Origin of the sequence: Roseovarius sp. Pro17 (genome assembly GCF_035599575.1) — a bacterium.
In the GTDB taxonomy this organism is placed as follows: domain Bacteria; phylum Pseudomonadota; class Alphaproteobacteria; order Rhodobacterales; family Rhodobacteraceae; genus Roseovarius.
In genome coordinates, this window is the sequence record NZ_CP141179.1 from 3,660,189 (window position 1) to 3,681,321 (window position 21,133).

At 60.9% G+C, this 21,133-nt stretch carries 20 protein-coding genes; 5 read left to right on the forward strand and 15 right to left on the reverse strand.

What is annotated here, in order from left to right; genetic code table 11:
• Window positions 1–5: 5 nt before the first annotated feature.
• From U3654_RS17700 to U3654_RS17720, 5 genes are all read left to right on the forward strand, one after another.
• Window positions 6–1,091, forward strand: a complete 1,086-nt coding sequence (locus U3654_RS17700) for a polyamine ABC transporter substrate-binding protein (protein WP_324752845.1) — start codon at window positions 6–8, stop codon at window positions 1,089–1,091.
• Between the two features lie 65 nt (window positions 1,092–1,156).
• Window positions 1,157–2,278 (forward strand): ABC transporter ATP-binding protein, encoded by a 1,122-nt coding sequence (locus U3654_RS17705; RefSeq protein WP_324752846.1) that lies wholly within the window; start codon window positions 1,157–1,159, stop codon window positions 2,276–2,278.
• Between the two features lie 3 nt (window positions 2,279–2,281).
• Window positions 2,282–3,172: an ABC transporter permease subunit gene (locus U3654_RS17710; RefSeq protein ID WP_324752847.1), complete on the forward strand. Its 891-nt coding sequence runs from the start codon at window positions 2,282–2,284 to the stop codon at window positions 3,170–3,172.
• Window positions 3,169–3,981: an ABC transporter permease gene (locus tag U3654_RS17715; RefSeq protein WP_324752848.1), complete on the forward strand. Its 813-nt coding sequence runs from the start codon at window positions 3,169–3,171 to the stop codon at window positions 3,979–3,981. The genes U3654_RS17710 and U3654_RS17715 overlap by 4 nt, the downstream gene beginning before the upstream one ends.
• Window positions 3,978–5,303: an FAD-binding oxidoreductase gene (locus U3654_RS17720; RefSeq protein WP_324752849.1), complete on the forward strand. Its 1,326-nt coding sequence runs from the start codon at window positions 3,978–3,980 to the stop codon at window positions 5,301–5,303. Before U3654_RS17715 ends, U3654_RS17720 begins: the two co-directional genes overlap by 4 nt.
• Before the next feature lie 3 nt (window positions 5,304–5,306).
• Here U3654_RS17720 and U3654_RS17725 read toward each other — a convergent pair whose 3' ends face one another.
• The 15 genes from U3654_RS17725 to U3654_RS17795 form a co-directional block, all read right to left on the reverse strand.
• Entirely contained in the window at window positions 5,307–6,230 is a 924-nt protein-coding gene (locus tag U3654_RS17725) for a DMT family transporter (protein WP_324752850.1), read from the reverse strand.
• Window positions 6,231–6,296: 66 nt separating this feature from the next.
• A complete protein-coding gene (gene msrA / locus U3654_RS17730; RefSeq protein ID WP_324752851.1) occupies window positions 6,297–6,794 on the reverse strand; it encodes a peptide-methionine (S)-S-oxide reductase MsrA in 498 nt (165 codons plus the stop codon).
• Window positions 6,791–7,240 (reverse strand): peptide-methionine (R)-S-oxide reductase MsrB, encoded by a 450-nt coding sequence (gene msrB, locus U3654_RS17735; RefSeq protein WP_324752852.1) that lies wholly within the window; start codon window positions 7,238–7,240, stop codon window positions 6,791–6,793. The genes msrA and msrB overlap by 4 nt, the downstream gene beginning before the upstream one ends.
• A gap of 152 nt (window positions 7,241–7,392) precedes the next feature.
• Window positions 7,393–9,843: an FAD-dependent oxidoreductase gene (locus U3654_RS17740; RefSeq protein ID WP_324752853.1), complete on the reverse strand. Its 2,451-nt coding sequence runs from the start codon at window positions 9,841–9,843 to the stop codon at window positions 7,393–7,395.
• A 10-nt stretch (window positions 9,844–9,853) separates the two neighbouring features.
• Complete coding sequence (locus U3654_RS17745; RefSeq protein WP_324752854.1) at window positions 9,854–10,663, reverse strand: isocitrate lyase/phosphoenolpyruvate mutase family protein; 810 nt, start codon at window positions 10,661–10,663, stop codon at window positions 9,854–9,856.
• The gene (gene tdh / locus U3654_RS17750) at window positions 10,660–11,691 is read right to left on the reverse strand and encodes an L-threonine 3-dehydrogenase (protein WP_416384603.1); all 1,032 of its coding nucleotides are present in this window, start codon (window positions 11,689–11,691) and stop codon (window positions 10,660–10,662) included. The genes U3654_RS17745 and tdh overlap by 4 nt, the downstream gene beginning before the upstream one ends.
• Window positions 11,692–11,702: 11 nt before the next feature.
• Window positions 11,703–12,896, reverse strand: a complete 1,194-nt coding sequence (locus tag U3654_RS17755; RefSeq protein ID WP_324752856.1) for a glycine C-acetyltransferase — start codon at window positions 12,894–12,896, stop codon at window positions 11,703–11,705.
• Between the two features lie 72 nt (window positions 12,897–12,968).
• The gene (locus U3654_RS17760; RefSeq protein ID WP_324752857.1) at window positions 12,969–14,972 is read right to left on the reverse strand and encodes a hydantoinase/oxoprolinase family protein; all 2,004 of its coding nucleotides are present in this window, start codon (window positions 14,970–14,972) and stop codon (window positions 12,969–12,971) included.
• A gap of 49 nt (window positions 14,973–15,021) precedes the next feature.
• Window positions 15,022–16,077 (reverse strand): tRNA epoxyqueuosine(34) reductase QueG, encoded by a 1,056-nt coding sequence (gene queG / locus U3654_RS17765; RefSeq protein ID WP_324752858.1) that lies wholly within the window; start codon window positions 16,075–16,077, stop codon window positions 15,022–15,024.
• Window positions 16,078–16,115: 38 nt separating this feature from the next.
• Window positions 16,116–16,781, reverse strand: a complete 666-nt coding sequence (locus tag U3654_RS17770) for a glutathione S-transferase family protein (RefSeq protein WP_324752859.1) — start codon at window positions 16,779–16,781, stop codon at window positions 16,116–16,118.
• Between the two features lie 58 nt (window positions 16,782–16,839).
• Window positions 16,840–17,541, reverse strand: a complete 702-nt coding sequence (mtgA, locus tag U3654_RS17775) for a monofunctional biosynthetic peptidoglycan transglycosylase (RefSeq protein ID WP_324752860.1) — start codon at window positions 17,539–17,541, stop codon at window positions 16,840–16,842.
• A gap of 88 nt (window positions 17,542–17,629) precedes the next feature.
• Window positions 17,630–18,772: a saccharopine dehydrogenase family protein gene (locus U3654_RS17780; RefSeq protein ID WP_324752861.1), complete on the reverse strand. Its 1,143-nt coding sequence runs from the start codon at window positions 18,770–18,772 to the stop codon at window positions 17,630–17,632.
• A gap of 2 nt (window positions 18,773–18,774) precedes the next feature.
• Window positions 18,775–19,824 carry a saccharopine dehydrogenase gene (locus tag U3654_RS17785; protein WP_324752862.1) on the reverse strand — a complete coding sequence of 350 codons (1,050 nt, stop codon included), beginning with the start codon at window positions 19,822–19,824 and terminating at the stop codon, window positions 18,775–18,777.
• Window positions 19,825–19,836: 12 nt separating this feature from the next.
• Complete coding sequence (locus U3654_RS17790) at window positions 19,837–20,451, reverse strand: glutathione S-transferase family protein (protein ID WP_324752863.1); 615 nt, start codon at window positions 20,449–20,451, stop codon at window positions 19,837–19,839.
• 21 nt (window positions 20,452–20,472) lie between these two features.
• Window positions 20,473–21,123 (reverse strand): histidine phosphatase family protein, encoded by a 651-nt coding sequence (locus U3654_RS17795; RefSeq protein WP_324752864.1) that lies wholly within the window; start codon window positions 21,121–21,123, stop codon window positions 20,473–20,475.
• Window positions 21,124–21,133 lie beyond the last annotated feature (10 nt).

Consider the following 21,133-nt stretch of genomic DNA (forward strand, 5'->3'; position numbering starts at 1 on the left):
AGAAGATGAAAACGACCATCATGACCACAACGGCGGCCCTCGCGCTGACCGTCACGACCGCCTTCGCCGAAGAGGTGCGCGTCTACAACTGGTCCGACTATATCGACGAAGCCCTGCTGGACAAGTTCCAGAATGAAACCGGTATCGACCTCATCTACGACGTCTTTGATAGCAATGAAGTGCTGGAAACTAAGATGCTGGCAGGCGGGTCAGGCTATGACGTGGTCGTGCCGACCGGCACCTTCCTGCAACGCCAGATTACTGCGGGCGCGTTCCAGAAACTGGATATGGACAAGCTGCCAAATCACGACAATCTGTGGGACCTGATTGAAAGCCGCACGGAACAGTATGATCCAGAAAACGCTTATTCGATCAACTACATGTGGGGAACCACAGGGATCGGCGTGAACGTGGGAAAAGTGCGCGAGGCGCTGGGCGAGGATGCGCCGGTCGGCTCTCTCGATCTGATCTTCAAGCCTGAAAACATGGAGAAGCTGGCCAATTGCGGCGTGCACTTCTTGGATGCCCCTGCCGAGACGATCCCGATGGCGCTGAAATTCCTTGGCGAAGCGCCCGACAGCCATGATCCCGACGTGATCGCCAAGGTCGAAGACGTCTACATGGCTGTGCGTCCCTATGTGCAGAAATTTCACAACAGCGAATATATCAACGCTCTGGCCAACGGCGATATCTGCGTCGCGATCGGCTGGTCCGGCGACATTCTTCAGGCGCGCGACCGCGCTTCCGAGGCCGACAATGGCGTCGAGATCGCCTTTCACGCGCCCAAGGAAGGCGCTCAGATGTGGTTCGACCAGATGGCGATCCCAGTGGATGCACCCAACCCTGATGGTGCGCTCAAGTTCCTGAACTTCATCATGGACCCAGAGAATTCCGCCGCGGCGTCGAACTATGTCTATTATGCCAGCGGTAACAAGGCTGCGCAAAAGTATCTGGCCGAGGACGTGATCGGCGATCCGGCGATCTATCCGGACGAGGAAACGCTGAGCAATCTCTACACCACCACCCCGTTCGAGCCAAAGGTGCAGCGCGTCGTCACCCGCCTCTGGACCAAGATCAAGTCCGGCACCTGACCCCGGAAACCCGGCCCGCGCGACATGGTTTGCGCGGGCTTTTTGACACCCGACCGGGAGCACCGATGAGCCAGACCGTTTTCGAGCCGTGGAACGATCCGCAGGCCAAGCCGCTGATTCAGTTCAAGAACGTCACCAAGCGTTTCGGTGACTTTACCGCCATCGACAATCTGACGCTCGATATCTACGAACGCGAATTCTTTGCCCTTCTCGGCCCGTCGGGATGCGGCAAGACGACGATGATGCGGATGCTGGGGGGGTTCGAGAAACCGACAGAGGGCCAGATCCTGCTGGCCGGTCAGGACATGGCCCCTATCCCGCCAAACAAGCGCGCGGTGAACATGATGTTCCAGTCCTATGCGCTGTTTCCGCACCTCACGGTCTATGACAACATCGCGTTTGGCCTCAAGCGTGACAAGAAACCCAAAGACGAGATCGCCGACCGCGTCGCGCAAATGCTGAAACTGACCCGGCTGGAAAAGTTCGCCAGGCGCAAGCCGCACCAGATCTCGGGCGGTCAGCGCCAGCGTGTCGCCCTTGCCCGCTCCCTCGCCAAAGCGCCCAGATTGCTGCTGCTGGACGAACCAATGGGCGCGCTGGATGCCAAGCTGCGTCAGGATACCCAGTTCGAGTTGGTGGATATTCAGGAAAAAACCGGCACAACATTCGTCATCGTGACCCACGATCAGGAAGAGGCGATGACCGTCGCCACCCGCGTGGCGGTGATGGACGACGGCAAGATCATGCAGGCCGATACGCCTGCCAATATCTATGAGGCGCCAAATTCCGTCTATGTTGCCGACTTTATCGGCGACGTCACGATCATTGAGGGCCGCGCGACCAAAAACGGGAACGGCTACGACGTCGCCTTCGCCGAAGGGCAACCGACGCTGCATGCCGAGTCGGAGACGGAATTTCAGAACGGTCAAACCTGCCACCTAGCGATCCGGCCGGAAAAGGTGACGATCACCGCTGAGAAGCCCGACGCGCGCAACGCGCTACAGGGCAAAATCCTGGATATCGCCTATCTGGGAAACCTCTCAACCTACCACGTCAAGCTGGAGAATGGTCAGATCATCAAGGCGCAGGCGGCCAACACCCGCCGCCTGTCGCGCCGCAGCTTCACTTGGGAGGATCCCGTCTGGCTCAGTTGGACCGATTCTGCCGGTGTGCTGTTGGAGGGATAGGATATGCGCCGCATCCTTCTGATCGCCGTCCCTTACCTGTGGCTGCTGGCCCTATTTCTGGTGCCGTTCCTGATCGTGCTCAAAATCAGCCTCAGCGACATCGCGCTGGCAATCCCACCCTATACGCCGACGCTGGATTTCTCGGCCGGATGGGACGGGATCAAAGAATTCTTTGCAAATCTCGATTTCGAGAATTTTGAGTTTCTCGCCACCGACGATCTTTATTGGAAAGCGTATCTATCATCGCTGAAAATCGCGTTCGTCGCCACGTTTCTGACCCTGCTCGTCGGTTATCCGATCGCCTATGGAATGGCTGCCGCACCCGATCACTGGCGCCCGACACTGATGATGCTGGTCATCTTGCCGTTCTGGACCAGCTTCCTGATCCGGGTCTATTCGTGGATCGGAATCCTCAGCAACGAGGGCTATCTGAACCAGCTCCTGCTCAGCCTCGGGGTGATTTCATCGCCGCTGACAATCCTCAATACCAACATCGCGGTCTATATCGGCATCGTATATACTTACCTGCCATTCATGATCCTGCCTATCTATGCCGCGCTGGAACGCATGGACGAATCATTGCTCGAGGCCGCCGAGGATCTGGGGTGCAGCCGCATCACCGCGTTCTGGCTGGTTACGTTTCCGCTGTCGAAAAACGGCATCATCGCGGGCTGTTTTCTGGTCTTTATCCCCACCATCGGCGAATTTGTCATTCCCTCCCTGCTGGGCGGGTCGAAAACCCTGATGATCGGCAAAGTCCTGTGGGAAGAGTTCTTTAACAACCGCGACTGGCCGGTTGCCAGTGCGGTGGCTGTGATCCTGCTGCTGATCCTGATCATCCCGATCATCCTGTTCCAGCGCAACGAGCAGAAGCAGAGGGAGGCCGAAGGATGAGACGCGTCACATGGTTCAACGCCACCTCCCTCACGCTGGGATTCGCATTCCTCTACCTGCCGATGGTGATCCTGATCATCTACAGCTTTAACGACAGCAAACTAGTCACTGTCTGGGCCGGGTTTTCGACCCGCTGGTATGGTGAGTTGTTTCAGAACGAGGCGTTCCTCGATGCCGCTTGGGTCACGATCAAGGTGGCGGTCATATCGTCCTCAATCGCCACGGTCCTCGGCACGATGGCGGCGCTGGTGCTGGTGCGGGCGGGCCGGTTTTCGGGCCGAACGCTGTTTTCCGGCATGATCTATGCACCGCTCGTCATGCCCGAGGTCATCACGGGCCTGTCGCTGCTGTTGCTGTTTATCGGGCTGGATATCGACCGGGGCATCATGACCATTGTGCTAGCGCATACGACATTCTCGATGTGCTACGTGTCCGTCGTCGTGTCCTCGCGCCTCGTCAGTTTCGACCAATCACTGGAAGAGGCCGCGCTCGACCTTGGCTGCTCGCAAATGCAGGCATTCTTCCTCGTCACGCTGCCAATCATCGCACCTGCGGTCATCTCGGGCTGGTTGCTGGCCTTCACGCTCAGCCTTGATGATCTGGTCATCGCCAGCTTTACCGCCGGGCCATCCTCGACCACGCTGCCGATCAAGATCTGGTCGTCGATCCGCCTCGGCCTCAGCCCCGAGATCAACGCGTTGTCGACCCTCATGATCAGCGTCGTCGCGGTCGGCGTCATCACCGCATCGCTGGTCAGCAAGCGTGCCAGCCTGAAGCGGCAGGCAGACGAGCGTGCGGCAGGCGGATGAGGCGCATCTATCCGCCTCACGCCTATGGCGAGGCGCCGCGCGCCACCTGCTACTGGCCCACAACCGTAGAGGCAGAGCCGAATCCGCTCGCGCGCGGCACGTTAACGGCTGATGTGGCAATCATCGGCGCTGGGTTCACGGGGCTGTCGGCGGCGCTGCATCTGGCTGAGGATGGCGCCGACGTGATCGTGCTGGAGGCCCAAGATGTCGGCTGGGGCGCATCGGGGCGCAACGGTGGCTTCTGCTGTCTCGGCGGATCTGCGGCGAGCGACAAGGCGCTGACCCGGCGATACGGCGAGGACGCCCGCCGCGAATTCCGCATGGCCGAACGCGACGCAGTCGAGCTGACCACCAACCTAATCCACCGGCACGCGATGCAGGTCGACCGCCACTCTGACGGCGAAACGGTGATGGCCCACACACCCGCCGCCTTCAAAGGATTCGAGGCGCGCGCGACCGAGATCGAGCGGGACTACGGTGTCACACCCACCATCGTTCCGGGTCACGAACTGTCACAAAACGGCATGACAGGGCCGTTTCATGGCGCGATGAGTACGCCGATCGGCTGTAGCCTGAATCCGATGAAGTATATCCAGGGCCTTGCTACCGCCGCGCGCGCCGCTGGCGTTCGCATTCGCGCGCGCAGTCCCGTGCAACGGATCGAACGAGGCGCCAGTTTCAACTTGCAAACGCCCGAGGCCCGCATTCAGGCGCGCCGCCTGATCGTGGCGACCAACGGTTACAGTTCGGACGATCTGCCAGACTGGATGCGCGGGCGCTATCTACCGACGCAGTCCAACGTTTTGGTGACGCGCGAAATGACCGATAGCGAGCTGACCACCCAAGGCTGGACCACCCATCAGGCCTGCTATGACGATCGATTTTTTCTGCACTATTTCCGGCTGATGCCAAACAACAGGATGTTGTTCGGGATGCGCGGGGGCCTGTTCAGCGCGCCATGGGCCGACGAGCGGATGCATGGCAACATCCGCCAGCATTTTGAAACGATGTTTCCCGCATGGCGCCATGTCGAAACGCCCCATAGCTGGCATGGCCTGCTCAGTATTGCGCGCGATCTAACGCCTTATGTCGGGCCAATTGACACGATGCCGGGCGCGTTCACCGCCATGTCCTATCACGGCAATGGCGTGGCGATGGGTACCTACGCGGGCGCACTGTTGGCTGACCTGGTTCAGCATCGCGCGCCACGCCGCACCCATCCGCAAATCATGCAAAACCCGCCAAAACGGTGGCCTTTGGGCCGGTTCCGGCGTGCATGGTTCTGGCCTGTCTATGCTGCAATGTGGGCGAGCGGGGCGTAGACGTTATCCCTCCGGCGTGCGTAGCGCACGGGCGCGACCCCTCCTGAGGCCCAGATGATGCTCGCGCAACACGATGGCGATGCCTGCGGCGGAGATCAGCGCAGCGCCAACCAGCATCGGGCCCGTCGGCACCTCGTCGAATATGAAATACCCGATGCCCAGCGCGAACAGCATTGAGGCATAATCAAACGGTGCCACGACGCTGGCATCACCGTAGCGATAGGATAAGGTCAGAAAAATCTGCGCTGCCCCGCCGATCACCCCGGCCAACACCAGCTGTATCGCTAGCCAACCGGTCGGCATGCTCCAACCGAACGGCAGCGTCAACGCCGACAAAACCGTTGCCGTAACCGAAAAGTAAAACGCGATGGCTGCAGGATGTTCGGTCTGCACCAGTTTGCGAATGGTGATTTGCGCGATGGCAGCAAAGGTGGCACCGATCAAAACGACGATAGCGCCCAGCATCTGAGACGCCTCGACCGGCGCGCCGCCAAACACGCTGAGTTTGGGCGCAAGGATGATCAGCACACCGACGAGCCCGACGCCAACGGCACTGATGCGGAAAACGCCTACTTTTTCACCCAGAAACAGCGCCGCAAAGATCACGATCAACAGAGACGACGTATACCCCAGCGCCGTTACCTCGGGTAGCGGCAACAGTGCCAGACCGGCAAACATCATCGCCACGGCCAGCGTCCCGGCCACGCCCCGGCGCACATGCCCCCAGATCGATTTGACACGCAACCCGGTCGACAACTGACCCAGCATCATCAGCCAGATCACGGTCACCGGAATGGCAAAAAACGAGCGGAAGAACACCGCCTCGCCGGGCGGCACCTCGTCCGAGGCCGCCTTGATCAGCGACGACATGATGATGAACAAAATGACCGCACATAACTTGAGCGTGATCGCCTTGACCGGCTGCATAGGTATGGCTCCTCTGTGCCATCCATGCAGCCGGCCTAAACCAAGGTCAAGGCCGGGCGGGCCAGCTTAGCTGCGGGGCAGAACCCAGTCGGCGCGTGGGAAATGGCAGGTGTAGCCATTGGGCACACGCTGGAGGTAATCCTGATGCTCGGGCTCTGCCTCCCAGAAATCACTGACCGGCTCGACCTCGGTCACTACCTTGCCGGGCCATTTGCCGCTGGCCTCGACATCCGCAATCGTGCGCAACGCCTCGTCGTGCTGCACCTCATCGACGTAGTAGATGGCCGAGCGATAGCTGAGCCCCACATCGTTGCCTTGCTTGTTCGGCGTTGTCGGGTCGTGGATCTGGAAAAACAGCTCGAGTATATCACGGTAGCTGATGCGCGCGGGGTCAAAGATAATTTCGATTCCCTCGGCATGGGTGCCATGGTTGCGATAAGTCGCATCCGGCACATCGCCGCCGGTATAGCCGACGCGCGTGGACAGAACCCCATCCTTCTTGCGGATCAGATCCTCCATCCCCCAGAAACATCCACCCGCCAGAACTGCGCGCTCTTCGCTCATGCTACGTCCTCCACTTGGTCCAGATAATCGCCATAACCCTCTGCCTCCATATCGTCCTTTGCAACGAACCGCAGCGAGGCCGAGTTGATGCAATACCGCAGCCCGCCCCGATCACGCGGCCCATCGGGGAAAACATGGCCCAGATGACTGTCGCCATGCGTGCTGCGCACTTCGACCCTGCTCATCCCCAGCGTTTCGTCGCGCAGTTCGGCCACATGCGCCGGCTCAATCGGCTTGGTAAAGCTGGGCCACCCACAGCCGCTTTCAAACTTGTCCGAAGACGCGAATAACGGCTCACCCGAGACAACATCGACATAGATCCCCGGCTCTTTGTTGCTCAGATGTTTACCTGTGCCGGGCCGCTCCGTGCCGCTCTGCTGGGTCACGCGAAACTCTTCGGGGCTCAGGCGCGCAATGGCGTCTGGGTCTTTTGTGTAACGAGTCATGGCTGGCTCCTTTCTCCTGTCAGGTCTGCGTTAGATAGATGGGGGCCGTGCGGCAAAAGCCAACCGATATTTCAGCAGGTTCACTCGGGCTTGATGCCGCCACGGTTTTTTCTTGGTTGAAATATCCAACTCCTGACTCAAGCCACACGCAGTTAGCTGCGCATATTGGCACCGTTTGCGTCATAAAGCGGTCCATTCTGCACCTCGGCGGGATACATCTGGCCCAATATCTCGACCTCCAGCATCGCGCCCGCATCTGCATGTTGCACCTCGACATACCCCATCGCCATCGACCTGCCCAAGTGATGCGCGTATCCACCCGAGCTGACATAACCAATGGCCACGCCATCCCGCAGGATCGCCTCATCGCCCGATACGTCGATGCCATCCACGTCGATGGTCATCGTAACCAACCGCCGTTTTGCTCCGTCGGCTCTGGCCGCCTCGCTCGCCGCCTTACCGGTAAAATCCTTCTTCCAATTGATAAAGGCATCCATGCCGCTCTCTATCGCGTCGAAATCGGGCCGGAAATCCAGACCCCAAGCGCCCCAGCCCTTTTCCAGTCGCAGGCTCATCAGCGCCCGCGCGCCATACCAGCGATAGCCCAGATCGGCGCCCGCTGCCTCGATAGCCTCAGCAAGACGCAGCAGGTATTGTGGGCGGCAGTAGATTTCATATCCCAACTCACCGCTAAAGCTGATCCGGTTCAGGATCACCGGCACACCGCCCACATAGATCTGGCGCAGATCACGGAATTTGAATCCCTCAGCACTAACGTCATCACGTGTGATCCGCTCAAGCAACGCGCGCGATTTTGGCCCTGACACAGCAATGCCATGCCAGTCATCCGAGACATTTTCGTACTCTACAGCGCCCGTCAGAGCCTTTTCGAACCAGCGCCGATGCCCCTCTTGCAAAGCGCCGGACCCAAAAAGCATGAAATGATCATCGCTCAGACACGCGACCGTCAAATCACCGTATAGCTTACCCTTTTCCGTCAACATCGGCGTTAGAGTTAGTCGGCCCGGCTTTGGCACGAAGCCAGCGAGAACCTTGTTCAACCATGCACGCGCGTCCGGCCCCTTGACCTCATGCTTGGCAAAATTGGCAATCTCGATCCCGCCGACAGCCTCGCGCACGGCCTGCACCTCGCGCGCGACATAATCATGGCTGCGATTGCGCTCGAATGTCGGCTCTTCATGCGCGTCCTCGGGGCCGTCCGCAAACCACAGCGCATGTTCCAGACCAAAGCCCTGACCCATCCTCGCGCCCTTGGCCACCAGCCGGTCAAATAGCGCAGTCGTTTTTTGCAAGCGCCCCTTCGGCAGGGTCTCGTTCGGGAAGGTCATGACGAAACGCCGCTCGTAATTCTCGGTCGATTTCACCGTACCCCAGTCGGGGCTGGCCCAATCGCCAAAGCGCGCGACGTCCATCGCCCAGACGTCGATACTGGGCTCGCCGTCGATCATCCATTCGGCCATGGTCAGACCAACGCCACCGCCCTGACAGAACCCCGCCATGACACCGACCGCGCACCAATAGTTGCGCATCCCCGGCACCGGTCCGATCATAGGATTGCCATCGGGGCCAAAGGTAAACGGCCCATTGATGATATCCTTGATTCCCGCCTGACCAATCGCTGGAATCCGCTCGAACGACATCTCCAGCCGCTCCGCGATCCGGTCCAGATCGGGCTGAAGCAGTTCATGCCCAAAATCCCAAGGCGTGCCGCCCACCTTCCAAGGCGTGCCCTTCGGCTCGTACGTGCCCAGCAGCATCCCCTGCCGTTCCTGACGGAAATAGATGTTCGCCTCATAGTCGATGCCAGAAGGCAGGCGCGTGGGGTGATTGGCCACCGCGTCAATCTTTTCGGTGATCAGATAGTGATGCTCCATCGGTTGAACTGGGATGTTGATCCCCTGCATACGCCCGACCTCGCGCGCCCAGAGGCCGCCGCAATTTACAATATGCTCGGCGTTGATGACGCCCTTGGGTGTCGTTACATCCCAGCTGCCATCGGCGCGCTGTTTCGTCCCTGTTGCGGGGCAATGCGTGAAATATTGCGCGCCCAGCACCTTGGCCGCCTTGGCGAAGGCATAGGTGGCACCCGACGGATCCAGATCGCCATCTTGGTCGTCCCAGAGGGCTGCGAGGTAGTGTTTCGGGTCGATCAGAGGATGCCGCTCGGCCACTTCGGCGGGGCTGATAAACTCCTGATGCAGCCCCATATAGCGCGCCTTCGATCGCTCGCGCTTGAGGTAATCGTACCACGTCCTGTTGGATGCCAGATAGAAACCGCCCGTGATATGCAGGCCGACACTATGCCCGCTAAGCTCCTCGATCTCTTTATACAGATCAATGGTATAGCTCTGCAGGCGGCTAATGTTTGGGTCCGAACTGATCGTGTGGATCTGCCCGGCCGCATGCCAGCTCGAGCCTGACGTCAGTTCGTCCCGCTCTAGCAGCACGACGTCTTTCCAACCAAATTTCGCCAAGTGGTAAAGGATCGAGCACCCGACGACACCGCCACCGATGATGACGGCCTTGGCGTGGCTGGGTAGTTCTTTGCCCCCTTTCCCGGCCTCTTTCTGAATTTCGGGCATGGCTGTTTCCTCACTCTGTAAGCAGTCTGTTTATGTCCTCCTCCTCAGCAGCGCGTTTAAGCCCCGAGAAATCACCGCCAAGCATGTCCTTGGCGACGGAAATCGCTGCGCCGTAGGCGACACGCGCCAACGCTCCACCGACAGAAATCCGCGCAGCCCCCATTTCGGCAAAATCAGTGCGCGAGCAAGTGGCGAAAGCGCCCGAGGTCAGCACATTGACCGGCACCGAGACGCTGGCGACGATGCGGCGCAACGCGTCCCTATCCGGCGGCGCAGGCACATAGACGCAATCGGCGCCGGCCGCCTCGTAGGCCTGAATGCGGCGGATCGCCTCGGCGCAGTCATACTGCCCGGTCATCACACCGTCTGCACGTGCCACCAAAACGAAATCTCGCGGCAGGGCGCGAGCCGCGCTGGCGGCGGCGCGGATACGCTCGACCGCCAGATCGAAATCGTAGGACGCAAAACTGGGCAGTGCCCCGTCCTCGATCGAACAGCCTGCTAGCCCAACCTCGCCCGCCATGCGAATCGTTTCGGCCACAATGTCCGGCGCATCGCCAAATCCATTCTCAAAATCGCCCGAAACAGGCACTGATACGGCGGAAATCAAATCCTGCGCATGTTCCAGCGCCTCGTCGCGCGTCAGAGTACCTCCGTCAATGCGGCCCTCGCTGAACGAATGCCCCGCAGAGGTCGTCGCAATCGCGGACGCACCCAACGCTTGCATCATGCGCGCTGATCCCTTGTCCCAGGCGTTGACCAGCAAAAACGGATCGCCCTTGCGATGAAGCGCACGAAACTCGGCCCCGATATCCCTCATGCTGCGGTCCAATCCATAACCACCTTGCCCGAATTGCCCGAGATCATCGCCGCGAACCCAGCCTCGAAATCGTCGATCCCGATGCGGTGGGTGATCAGCCCGCTGACGTCCAGCCCGCTCTGCACCAGTGCGATCATCTTGTACCACGTTTCGAACATCTCACGTCCATAGATGCCTTTGACGTGCAGCATCTTGAAAATGATGCTGTTCCAATCAACCGCGAACTCGGTCGGCGCGATGCCTAATAGGGCGATCTTGCCGCCGTTGTTCATGCGGCTGATCATCTGTTGCATTGCAGCGGCAGCGCCCGACATTTCAAGGCCCACGTCAAATCCCTCGGTCATCCCGATGCGCTCCATAACGTCACCAAGATGCTCTTTGGACACGTCGACTACATGTTGCACACCCATATCCTGCGCAAGGGTCAGGCGATAAGGATTGATATCGGTAATCACCACTTTGCGCGCGCCAACTTTCTGTGCGACCAACGCGCCCATGATACCGATCGGGCCGGCGCCGGTGACCAGCACATCCTCGCCCACCAGATCGAAACTGAGGGCGGTATGCACCGCGTTGCCGAACGGATCAAAGATGGCGGCGATCTCATCCGGCACATCCTCGGGGATCGGTACGACGTTCATTTCCGGGATGCAGACATACTCGGCGAAACTGCCGGGCCGATGAACGCCGACACCCTTGGTGTTGCGGCATAGCTGACCGCGCCCAGCGCGACAGTTGCGGCAGGTACCACAGACGATGTGGCCCTCGCCGGACACACGCTGACCGATCTTGTAACGCGTCGCTGCTGCGCCCATGTCGGCGATCTCACCCACGAATTCGTGGCCGACGACCATCGGTACCGGCACAGTCTTGGCGCTGAATTCGTCCCACTTCCAAATATGCACATCAGTGCCGCATATCGCGGATTTACTGACCTTGATCAGCACGTCGGTCGGCCCCGGTTCGGGGACTGGCACATATTCCATCCATAGCCCCGGCTCAGGCTTGGCCTTGACCAGCGCCTTCATACGGTTGTCCATCAGATCACTCCCAGTTCGCGGCCAACCACCTCGAAGGCGTCGATCGCCTCGTCCAGCATTTCGCGGGTGTGGCCCGCGCTCATCTGCGTGCGGATGCGGTCCTGATCCTTGGGCACCACCGGAAAGCTGAAAGCAGTCACATAAACCCCATGCTCGCCCAGTTTGGTCGCCATCTGTTGCGCCAGTTTCGGATCGCGCAGCATCACCGGAATGATAGCGTGTTCCCCCGGCAGAAGCTCGAATCCCAGCTCTGTCATGCGGGTGCGGAAATGCGCGGCATTTTCCCAAAGCTGCGCGCGCAGATCGCTGCCGTCCTCGACCAGATCGAACATCCTGAGCGATGCAGCGGCGATCACGGGCGCCAGCGTGTTGGAAAACAAATAGGGGCGCGACCGTTGCCGCAGCCAATCGACCACAGCCGCCGATGTGGCAGTATAGCCACCCGAAGCGCCGCCCAGCGCCTTGCCCAGCGTGCCGGTCAGAATATCGACGCGGCCCATGACGCCGCAATGCTCGGGGCTGCCGCGCCCTGTCGCACCGACAAAACCGGTCGCGTGGCAATCGTCGACCATCACCAGCGCGTCGTATTTATCGGCCAGATCACAGATCTGATCCAACTTGGCGTAATAGCCATCCATCGAAAACACGCCATCCGTAGCGATCAATCGGTGCCGCGCATCTTGTGATTCTTGCAAACACCGCTCCAGATCGGCCATGTCGCTGTTGGCGTAACGGTAGCGCTGCGCTTTGCACAGACGCACGCCGTCGATGATGCTGGCATGGTTCAACGCATCACTGATGATCGCATCCTCGGGACCCAAAATAGTCTCGAACAAGCCAGTATTCGCGTCGAAACAGCTGGGATAGAGGATGCAATCCTCCGTCCCCAGAAAGCCGGCAATGCGCGCCTCGAGTGCCTTGTGCTCTTCTTGGGTGCCGCAGATGAACCGCACCGAGGCCATGCCGAACCCATAGCGATCCAGCGCCTCATGCGCGGCGTCAATGATCTGCGCGTTGTTGGCCAGACCGAGGTAGTTGTTGGCGCACAGATTGATAACCTCGGCCCCACCTTCCAGCGATACGCGGCCCGACTGAGGTGAGGTGATGACACGCTCGACCTTGTAAAGGCCATCTTCTTTCAAACCGTCCAGACGGGCGGCGATATCGGCGTTGAAATCTTTGGCGGCGCGCATGACAATATCCTTTCGATGTGGCGATCCCGGATCAAACTAGCGCAGTTCGCCCGTAGACGACATAGGCCGCGATCAAGTGGCGATGCGCGGCCTACCAGATGCCTCGACGGTGATCTCACCTTCTAGAAATACCTGCCGCGATCCTGTCTGCGCGGTGCGCAAGTCGCGCGTTGCGGTAATCTGAATGTCCTCGGCACCCGCAGCCAGCGCCTCGGCGCGTGCTGCCATCTCCAACGCTCCTTGCAGAGCGTCAAGAGCGGCATCGGCCTCCTCGTAATCCTCGGGGCCGGTGTCCAGATGCACGCGAAACAGATCCTCGGACAGCGAGGTAACGGTGCCGCTGCGCCGGATGGTCACCCGGCCCACGATCGCGCCGATGGCATTGGCGACGCCCGCATGCTCAGGCAGGATCATCTTACAGCCCAGCCGATCACCGACGGCTGGATAATAGCAGGCGGCAGACGCACCAAGGCCAACGACAGCCACGTTCAGACTTGTATTGAGCTGCACGAGCCCCTCTGTTCCGTTGAGACCCCGCTGGGTTAGAACGTGGCGGGCCAAGTGATCCGGTGGCAGGCCAAATGACTCGGTTTCGTCGGCAAAAGCACTCTCTAATATGGCCAACACGGTCTGATGAGTCAGCTGATCTACGATGATTCTAGCCATCTGCGCGCTGTCGTCGGCCAGCCGGTTTCCCGATCCCGTCCGCTTGCGCGCCAGCAGGGTTAGCGCCTTTTCAGCCGCCTCACCGTCCCAGATATCCGCCTGTCCCATGGCGTGACTGGCGTCCGAGGGCGTGACGCCCGACACTTGCACAAGGCCGCGCCTCACCAATCGACGCAGCGCGTGCTCTTCCAGCCGCGATCCCAGAACGCCGCCAGCGGACTGCACCCCGCCATCGACAATTCGCTGCAACACAGCCGCGTCACGATGCGGCAAACCGCCTGCATCAATACCCGGAACCGCCCGCACAAAGACGGCATCATATTCGCCCGGTACAGTGCTGCGCAGTTGCGTATCCAGAGTGCGGTGGACGATATCGCGCGCTTCGTGCGCGATCAGAGCGACAGGCAGCACGCGACGAGGCCCCAATGTGACGCCACCCGCTAAGCCATCATCCTGAACAACCACCTCGCTGTCGCCGCCTAGGCCAGTGGTGCGCATCCCCACCGCCTCGACCATGGTGCGCCACGGACCGACCAGGGCGCCTGCGGGGTCGATCATAGGCTTGCCGCCGCGCAGAACGGCGACGTCGGTGGTCGTGCCACCGATGTCCGACACCAGCGCCGTATCAACGCCAGTCAGCCAGCGCGCGCCAACGATGGATGCGGCGGGTCCGCTCAGAATAGTCTCGATCGGGCGATCTTGAGCCTGCTTTGAGCTGATGAGCGCGCCATCCCCGCGCACCACCATCAACGGCGCGGTGATGCCCAAATCGATCAGCTTGCCCTCGGCTTTGTCGATCAGGCGCGTGATCATGCCGATTAGCCGCGCATTCAGAAGCGCAGTCAACGCCCGTTTCGGCCCGTTCAGCTTGGCAGACAGGTGGTGCGAGCACGAAACAGGGCGCCCGGTCAACTGCGCCACCATGCGCGCGACCTCCAACTCATGCTCGGGATTGCGGGTGGCAAATTGCGATGCGACAGCAAAGGCAGAGATGCCGCGATCTTCGCTCAGCCATACCTCCAGCGCGGCACGATCCAAGGGGCGGGCCTGGTACCCTGCGTGGTTGTGCCCGCCGCTGAGGATCAGCGCCGGATCGCCACCCAGCGCGGCGCGCAGGCCATGACCGTCCAAATCCTGTTCGCGAAACCCGACATAGATCAGACCCGCACGCGCGCCCTGACCCTCGACCAGTGCGTTGGTCGCCAAAGTCGTCGACAGAGACGCCAGCGCGATCTGCCCCGGCGCGATACCACCGGCGGCCAGGACGTTAGCGACAGCCTCGCCGATACCGATGGCCAGATCATGGCGCGTGGTCAGTGCCTTGGCGCTGGCGATCACCTCGGTTTCGTCCCTGATCAGCACCGCGTCCGTATAGGTGCCGCCCGTGTCCACCCCCAACAAGATCGCCATATCATATCTCCTGTCTGACGCTCTGTTTGGAGTATGCCGGATACCCCGGCTATTCCATCTCTTTTGCGGCATCTTTCAGTCGTTGCACGGCCCATTGTGCCGCATCGGCGACCGTAGGGTCAGGCGCATCCACATGCTGGCGCGCGGAATCCATCAAGGACATCCGCCCGGAATTGCCAATGGCGTAGAGAACATTCCGCAGAAACCGATCGCGTCCGATCCGCTTGATTGGGCTGCCCGAGAATTTCGTGCGGAACGCAGCGTCGTCCAGTTCAGCCAGCTCCGCCAGCGGCGGGGCGACCAGATCGGAGCGCGCATGATAGCGAACCTCGCGCGCCTCCTGCGCAAACTTGTTCCACGGACAGACCGCAAGGCAATCGTCGCAGCCATAGATGCGGTTGCCCATCAGGGCGCGCAACTCTGGCGCAACGGGGCCGTGATGCTCGATCGTGAGATACGAAATGCAGCGCCGCGCATCCAGCTGATAGGGCGCGGGAAAGGCATTGGTCGGGCAGATGTCCAGACAGGCGCGACAACTGCCACAATGGTCGATTTCTGCAGCATCAGGCTCGATTTCCAGCGTGGTGAAAATGGACCCGATGAAAAACCAGCTGCCCATGTCGCGGCTGACCAAATTGGTATGCTTGCCCTGCCAGCCAAGCCCCGCGGCCTCGCCAAGTGGCTTTTCCGGCACCGGAGCAGTATCGACGAAGACCTTTACTGCGGTGTCGTCTGACGTCTCGGCGATCAGCCATCGCGCAAGGCGCTTCAGCCGCTTCTTGACCAGATCGTGGTAGTCCTTGTTCTGTGCATAGACACTGATCGCGCCTAGTTCGGGCCAATCCAGCACCTCCAGCGGATCATGCTCGGGCGTATAGCTTTCGCCCAGCATGATAACTGACCGCGCTTCTGGCCACAGCGCCGCCGGATCGCCACGCCAATGGCTACGCTCGGCCAGCCAGCCCATCTGGCCATGCCGCCCTTCGCCAAGGAACGCGGCCAGACGTTCGGGCACCTGCGGCACGTCCCACGGGCGGCAAATGCGTGCCAGATCAAACCCTTCGGTATGGGCTTGGGCGATCAGCTTGCTCTTTAACTCAACCATGATTTTTCTTGGTGAAGATATCCGTTCGGCATCTGAAATCAGAAATCGAGATTCGAATAATGTTTGGGCGGCGGAAAACCCGATACCTGATCGGCCAGAATACTGCGGAACGCGGGGCGTGATTTGATCTTGGCATACCAGTCCTTAACCACCTCGCTGCGGTTCCAATCCACATCCGAGATGTAGTCAAGCGCGCTCAGATGCGCGGCGGCGGCGAAATCGGCCAGCGTCATCACGTCACCCGCCAGCCAACGGCGATGATCCAGCAGGAAAGCCATGTAGTCGAGGTGATACTTGATCGCCTTGGCACCCGACTTAACATTGCCGCTATCCGGGAAGCCTGCGCCCATTATTTTTTTGTTCACGCGCTCATAAAGCAGTTTCGAGGTCACCTCGTGGTGAAACTTGTCATCGAACCACGATACTATACGGCGCACTTCATACCGGCCTTCGGCACTGCGCGGCATCAGCGAAGGTTCGGGGTATTTTTCCTCGATATACTCGCAGATCGCGGCGCTCTCGGCCAACGTGCGTCCATCAATGCGCAGCACCGGCACCTTACGGGCCGGGTTTCTACGGTAAAAATCGGGGTGTGCTTCCCAGTAGCGCTCTTCGATCAATTCGCATTCGATCTTTTTCTCGGCGAGGCTAAGGCGGACCTTGCGGCAAAACGGCGACAGGGGAACGTGATAAAGCTTGGCCATGACGCGGCGGACCTTTGTTTGGGCGATGCCCCCTCATTGCCCGTTCAGCGTATGGTTTTCAATCCTCGAAACACGCGGCGCGTCCGTCGCGGCGGATCGTGGCCGCCCCGTCCATGATCCCGGCAGCACGTTTTTGCACCCAAGCCGTCGGTTTACTGGCCGAGCGGTCCTTGGGGTCTGGCAGCACGGCGGCGAGGCGCGCAGCCTGCCGCGGCGTGAGTTGGCTGGCGTTCACGCCGAAATAGTGCCGCGATGCGGCGCCGACGCCAAAGATGCCTTCGTCGAATTCAGCGACATTCAGATAGACCTCGATGATGCGGCGCTTGGACCATGCGGCCTCGACCACAGGGGTCATCAGCGCCTCAAGCGCCTTTCGCAACCACGAGCGGCCATGCCACAGATAGACGTTCTTGACCGTCTGCTGGCTGATCGTCGAGGCGCCGCGCCCGGCGCCGCGTTCCATCACCTCACGGATCGCACGCATGTCAAAGCCCCAGTGATTGCAAAAATCCGCATCCTCGGCCGCCACGGCCGAGCGGGCCATGACCGGGGCGATGTCGGCAATGGGGGTCCAGTCATGCGCGATCCGGCCCAATCGCCGCGCCTCCTGCTTCATGTAGAATGTCGGTCCCGGGGCAATCGCGCGGTGGGCCAGTGCGGCAACGCCGATGCAGAGCGCCCCGGTAACCAGCGCCCACAGGGCCCAGCGCCGCAGGGACGGGGCGGTACGGGACGTCTGTTTGGTGGATTTTCGGGGCATGGTGGGCCTTGGAATGGCGCACGGCCCGGTTTGGGCGGGCCGTGCGATGTGAGTATTTTTAGAACTATGAAAGGCTGATTTTGTCCGGTCAGGCGAGGTGGTCGACGACCTCCAGATGCTGAGCCAAATTCCCAACTTCGTCTAGATAGCGCTTAACCAGTTTCGGATCGTGGGGGGCGGGGCTGACGCCCGGTGGGATTTCGCCCGCCAGCACCGATTCGATAGCCATCGACAGCGGGATCGATACCAGCCGCGCCATGGCCGTACCATTCGCGTCGCCCCATGCGTCCATTACATAGGTCTTGTGCCATATGAGCGCACCGTCCTGCTCGGCCTTGAGCGAGACGCACATCACGACGCGATCAGGCTCGCCCTCGTCATAGGCGTGTTCACCCCAGAAGGTGTCGGACATCTCGCGCAGGCGCGCATCGCCCTCGGGGCCGGTGAGGGTCTCGACCTCGGTGAATACATCCTTCCACGCGTCGGCCCAGCCGTTCAGCCGCAGCGTGCCGCGCACGAATTCCTTGACCCGCCATGCAGGGTCAAAGCCGTAATCCTCCATGAAGGGCAGGCTGTCGCGGTTCGGATAGACTTCGAAAGTCTCGGGCTGCGCTAGCGGGGCGGTATAGCTGCTGATCGCATTCCAAGGGCGATCAACGTTGCGCTCGGCATGGTCCTTGATCGAGCGGGAGGGCGATCGCAGCGCCTTGAGCACGCCGAGAGGCGACCAGCTAAACTTATAACGGAACGCGTTCGGATACTTGGGGATGCCGCCGCAATAGGACAGGAACGTCAGATCGTTGGCCGAATTGATCGCCCCGCTGCTGCGGTAGTCCGCGATCAGCGCGTGGGCCATCAGGTGGTCGATGCCTGGATCGAGGCCGATCTCGTTGACAAAGCAGAGGCCCGCCGCCTTGGCGCGGTCATGCAGTGCGCGCATTTCGGGGGCGATGTAGGACGAGCTGGCAAAATGCGCGCCTTTGGCAAGGCACATCTCGGCCAGCGGCACGTGCCACTCACCGGGCAACATCGACACGACCAGATCGCCGGGCTGCACCTTGGCAGTGAGCGCGTCCATGTCGAAGGCCTGAATGCGCTGGGTCAGATCGCCTACCGCATCCTGCGCCTTGCCAAGGCTGCGGTTCCATACTGTTACCTCGTGGCCTGCCTCTATCAGCCGCCTCAGACCGGGAATGGCCGAAAGGCCGGTGCCGCACCAATGGATTGTCATAATTACAGGCCTTTCATGGCAGTATCAAATGTCGCGCGCGCCCGTCCCCAGACGCCCGCCTCTAGATGCCCCAGACCGCGCAGCGAGGGCAAGAGCAGGCTGGCAAAGTCCTGCGAAGATTCCACCGGTAGCAGCGACGGCAAGTTGTCGATCGCCATCACGTCCATCGGCGGTGCGTCATGCACCCGGCGCGCAGGTGCGGCCCAGTCGGTGGCGGCGTCATAAACCGGCATGGGGTTGTAGTCGCTATCGGGATCGCAGGCGACATCGCCGATCACCGTCAGCTCGCGGGGCGCATCCAAGGCTGCGCGGGGCACAAAGACGGGCGTGCCGGGGCGCGCGAAGATGCAGTTGAGGAACATGTCATGCGCGAGGATCTCGGGGAATGGGCCACCACCCTCAGTCTCGGCCTGATCCCAGAGGGTCGGGGTCAGGCCCATGGCCGTGCAGAGGTCCGCCGCGCCGGTACCGACACGGCCCAGCGCGCCGATGATGATGGCCGATGGCGTGCGTAAACCCTCGAGATCGCGGGCCAGATCAGCCAGCAATGCATCCTTGCCGCCATAGGTGCCAACGGGCGGACAAATGCCGCCCCGCTGCTGCGTCGCCCATGATTTCAGCGAGACAGCAGCGCCGGCATATCCAGCCCAATAGCCAAAGGCGGCGACGCGGCGGCCATCCTCGTCCACCAGATATTCCAGATCATAGAGCGTGCCGCCGCCGGCCTGAAACCGCTTTAGCAAAGCCTGCCCGGAATGCTGCCCCTTGAAGGCGTGACCAAACATGATGTGTCGGTGCGGCAAGGGCGTGCCATCCTCAGGCAGCTCCTTGAGGCCGAAAATGATGGCATCATCGGGCGCATCCGGCCAACTGGCGGCGGGCGCTGTGGCGCAGCCTGCCTGACGATATCCGTCTAGTGGGATCGCGCGCTGATCGCTCTCTTCGACGGTCACTTTCATGCCCGCAGCAATCAGATCGGCCGCGCCCTCGGGCGTCAGGCCGACGCGTTCCTCATTTGGCCGCTGCTCGGCCCGGACCCATAGATGTGTCATCCAACCCTCCTCTTACAGCATACCGGCGGCGCGCACGGCCTGAACGGATGGGCGAGCCTCCATTGCCTTGAGGAACGTAGTGATGCGCGGAAAGGCCGAGACATCGACGCCATCCCCCTTCAGCCAGAGGCACATCACAAAGAGGTGCGCGTCGGCCACAGTCACATGTTCGCCCATGACAAAGGGACCAGTCAGGCAATGTTCTTCGATGAAGGTGGCACTTGCGGTCATGTTCGTCTGAACCTGCGCGCGCATGTCGGCATGTGATGACGCCTCTGTTGCCCAGCGCGACGCGCGCGGGCCGTGGGCGTGATTCACCTGCATCGTACTGGCGAGGTAATGGATGACCCCGCGCACCCGCGCAGCGTCGATAGGCACATCTGGCATCAGGCCTGCATCAGGCGTCACGGCGGCGATATAGTCGAGTATCGCACCCGTTTCGGTCAGAATTACGCCGTCCACTTCCAACGCAGGCACGCGGCCCTTGGGATTGACCTTGTGATAGGCGGGCTTGGTCTGCTCTGCGTCCTTGAAGCTGACCTTATGCGTCTCAAACGCGATGCCGGCCTCATGCAGGGCGATGACGACCGCAATCGAAACGGTGCCGGGGGCATAGAATAGTTTCATGGCGGTCTCCTTTGGGTAATCCTAGATGAAGGTCCGGGCATGTGCCCGGTCGGCGGCGTCAAGGTGCGGCGTCGCGTTGAAGCTGTCCAGAACCAATTGCCCATGGACATGGCGCAGGCGGTGAACCGAACTGTTATGCGTGCGCAGCATCATTTGTGTCATCGCGGCGGTATCGAGGTTCAGAACATGGCGCATCACCATGCCGATAACCCCGCCAGATGTCACCAGCAGGCTGCGGCCATGCTGCGCAGCAACTTCGTCGATCAGCGCGATGATCCGGGCGTGAAAACTGCCGAAGGTCTCGGGCACACCGGCCAGACGGTCCTCGGCCCAATGGCCGATCACGTCGGGCAGATAGCGGGCAAAATCATGCGCGGTGTCGGGCGCGGCAATGCCATGCTGCGCCTCCATCGCGTGGGCGAGGTCGAAATACGTCAGTTCGTTCAGGCGGGCATCCTCGCCGGTGGCGGCATAGCCCATGGCGCTGACAGTCTGACGCTGGCGCGTCAGCGTGCCGGTGACGACCCGGTCAAAATGCGGGTCGGTCGCGGCCATCCATTCGCCCAGCCATCCGGCCTGCAGGTGGCCCAGATCGGACAGGCGATCATAACCGGCCTCATCGGTCGCATTGCTATTGGCCTGTCCGTGGCGGACCAGAATGATCTCGGTCATGCGCGCATCG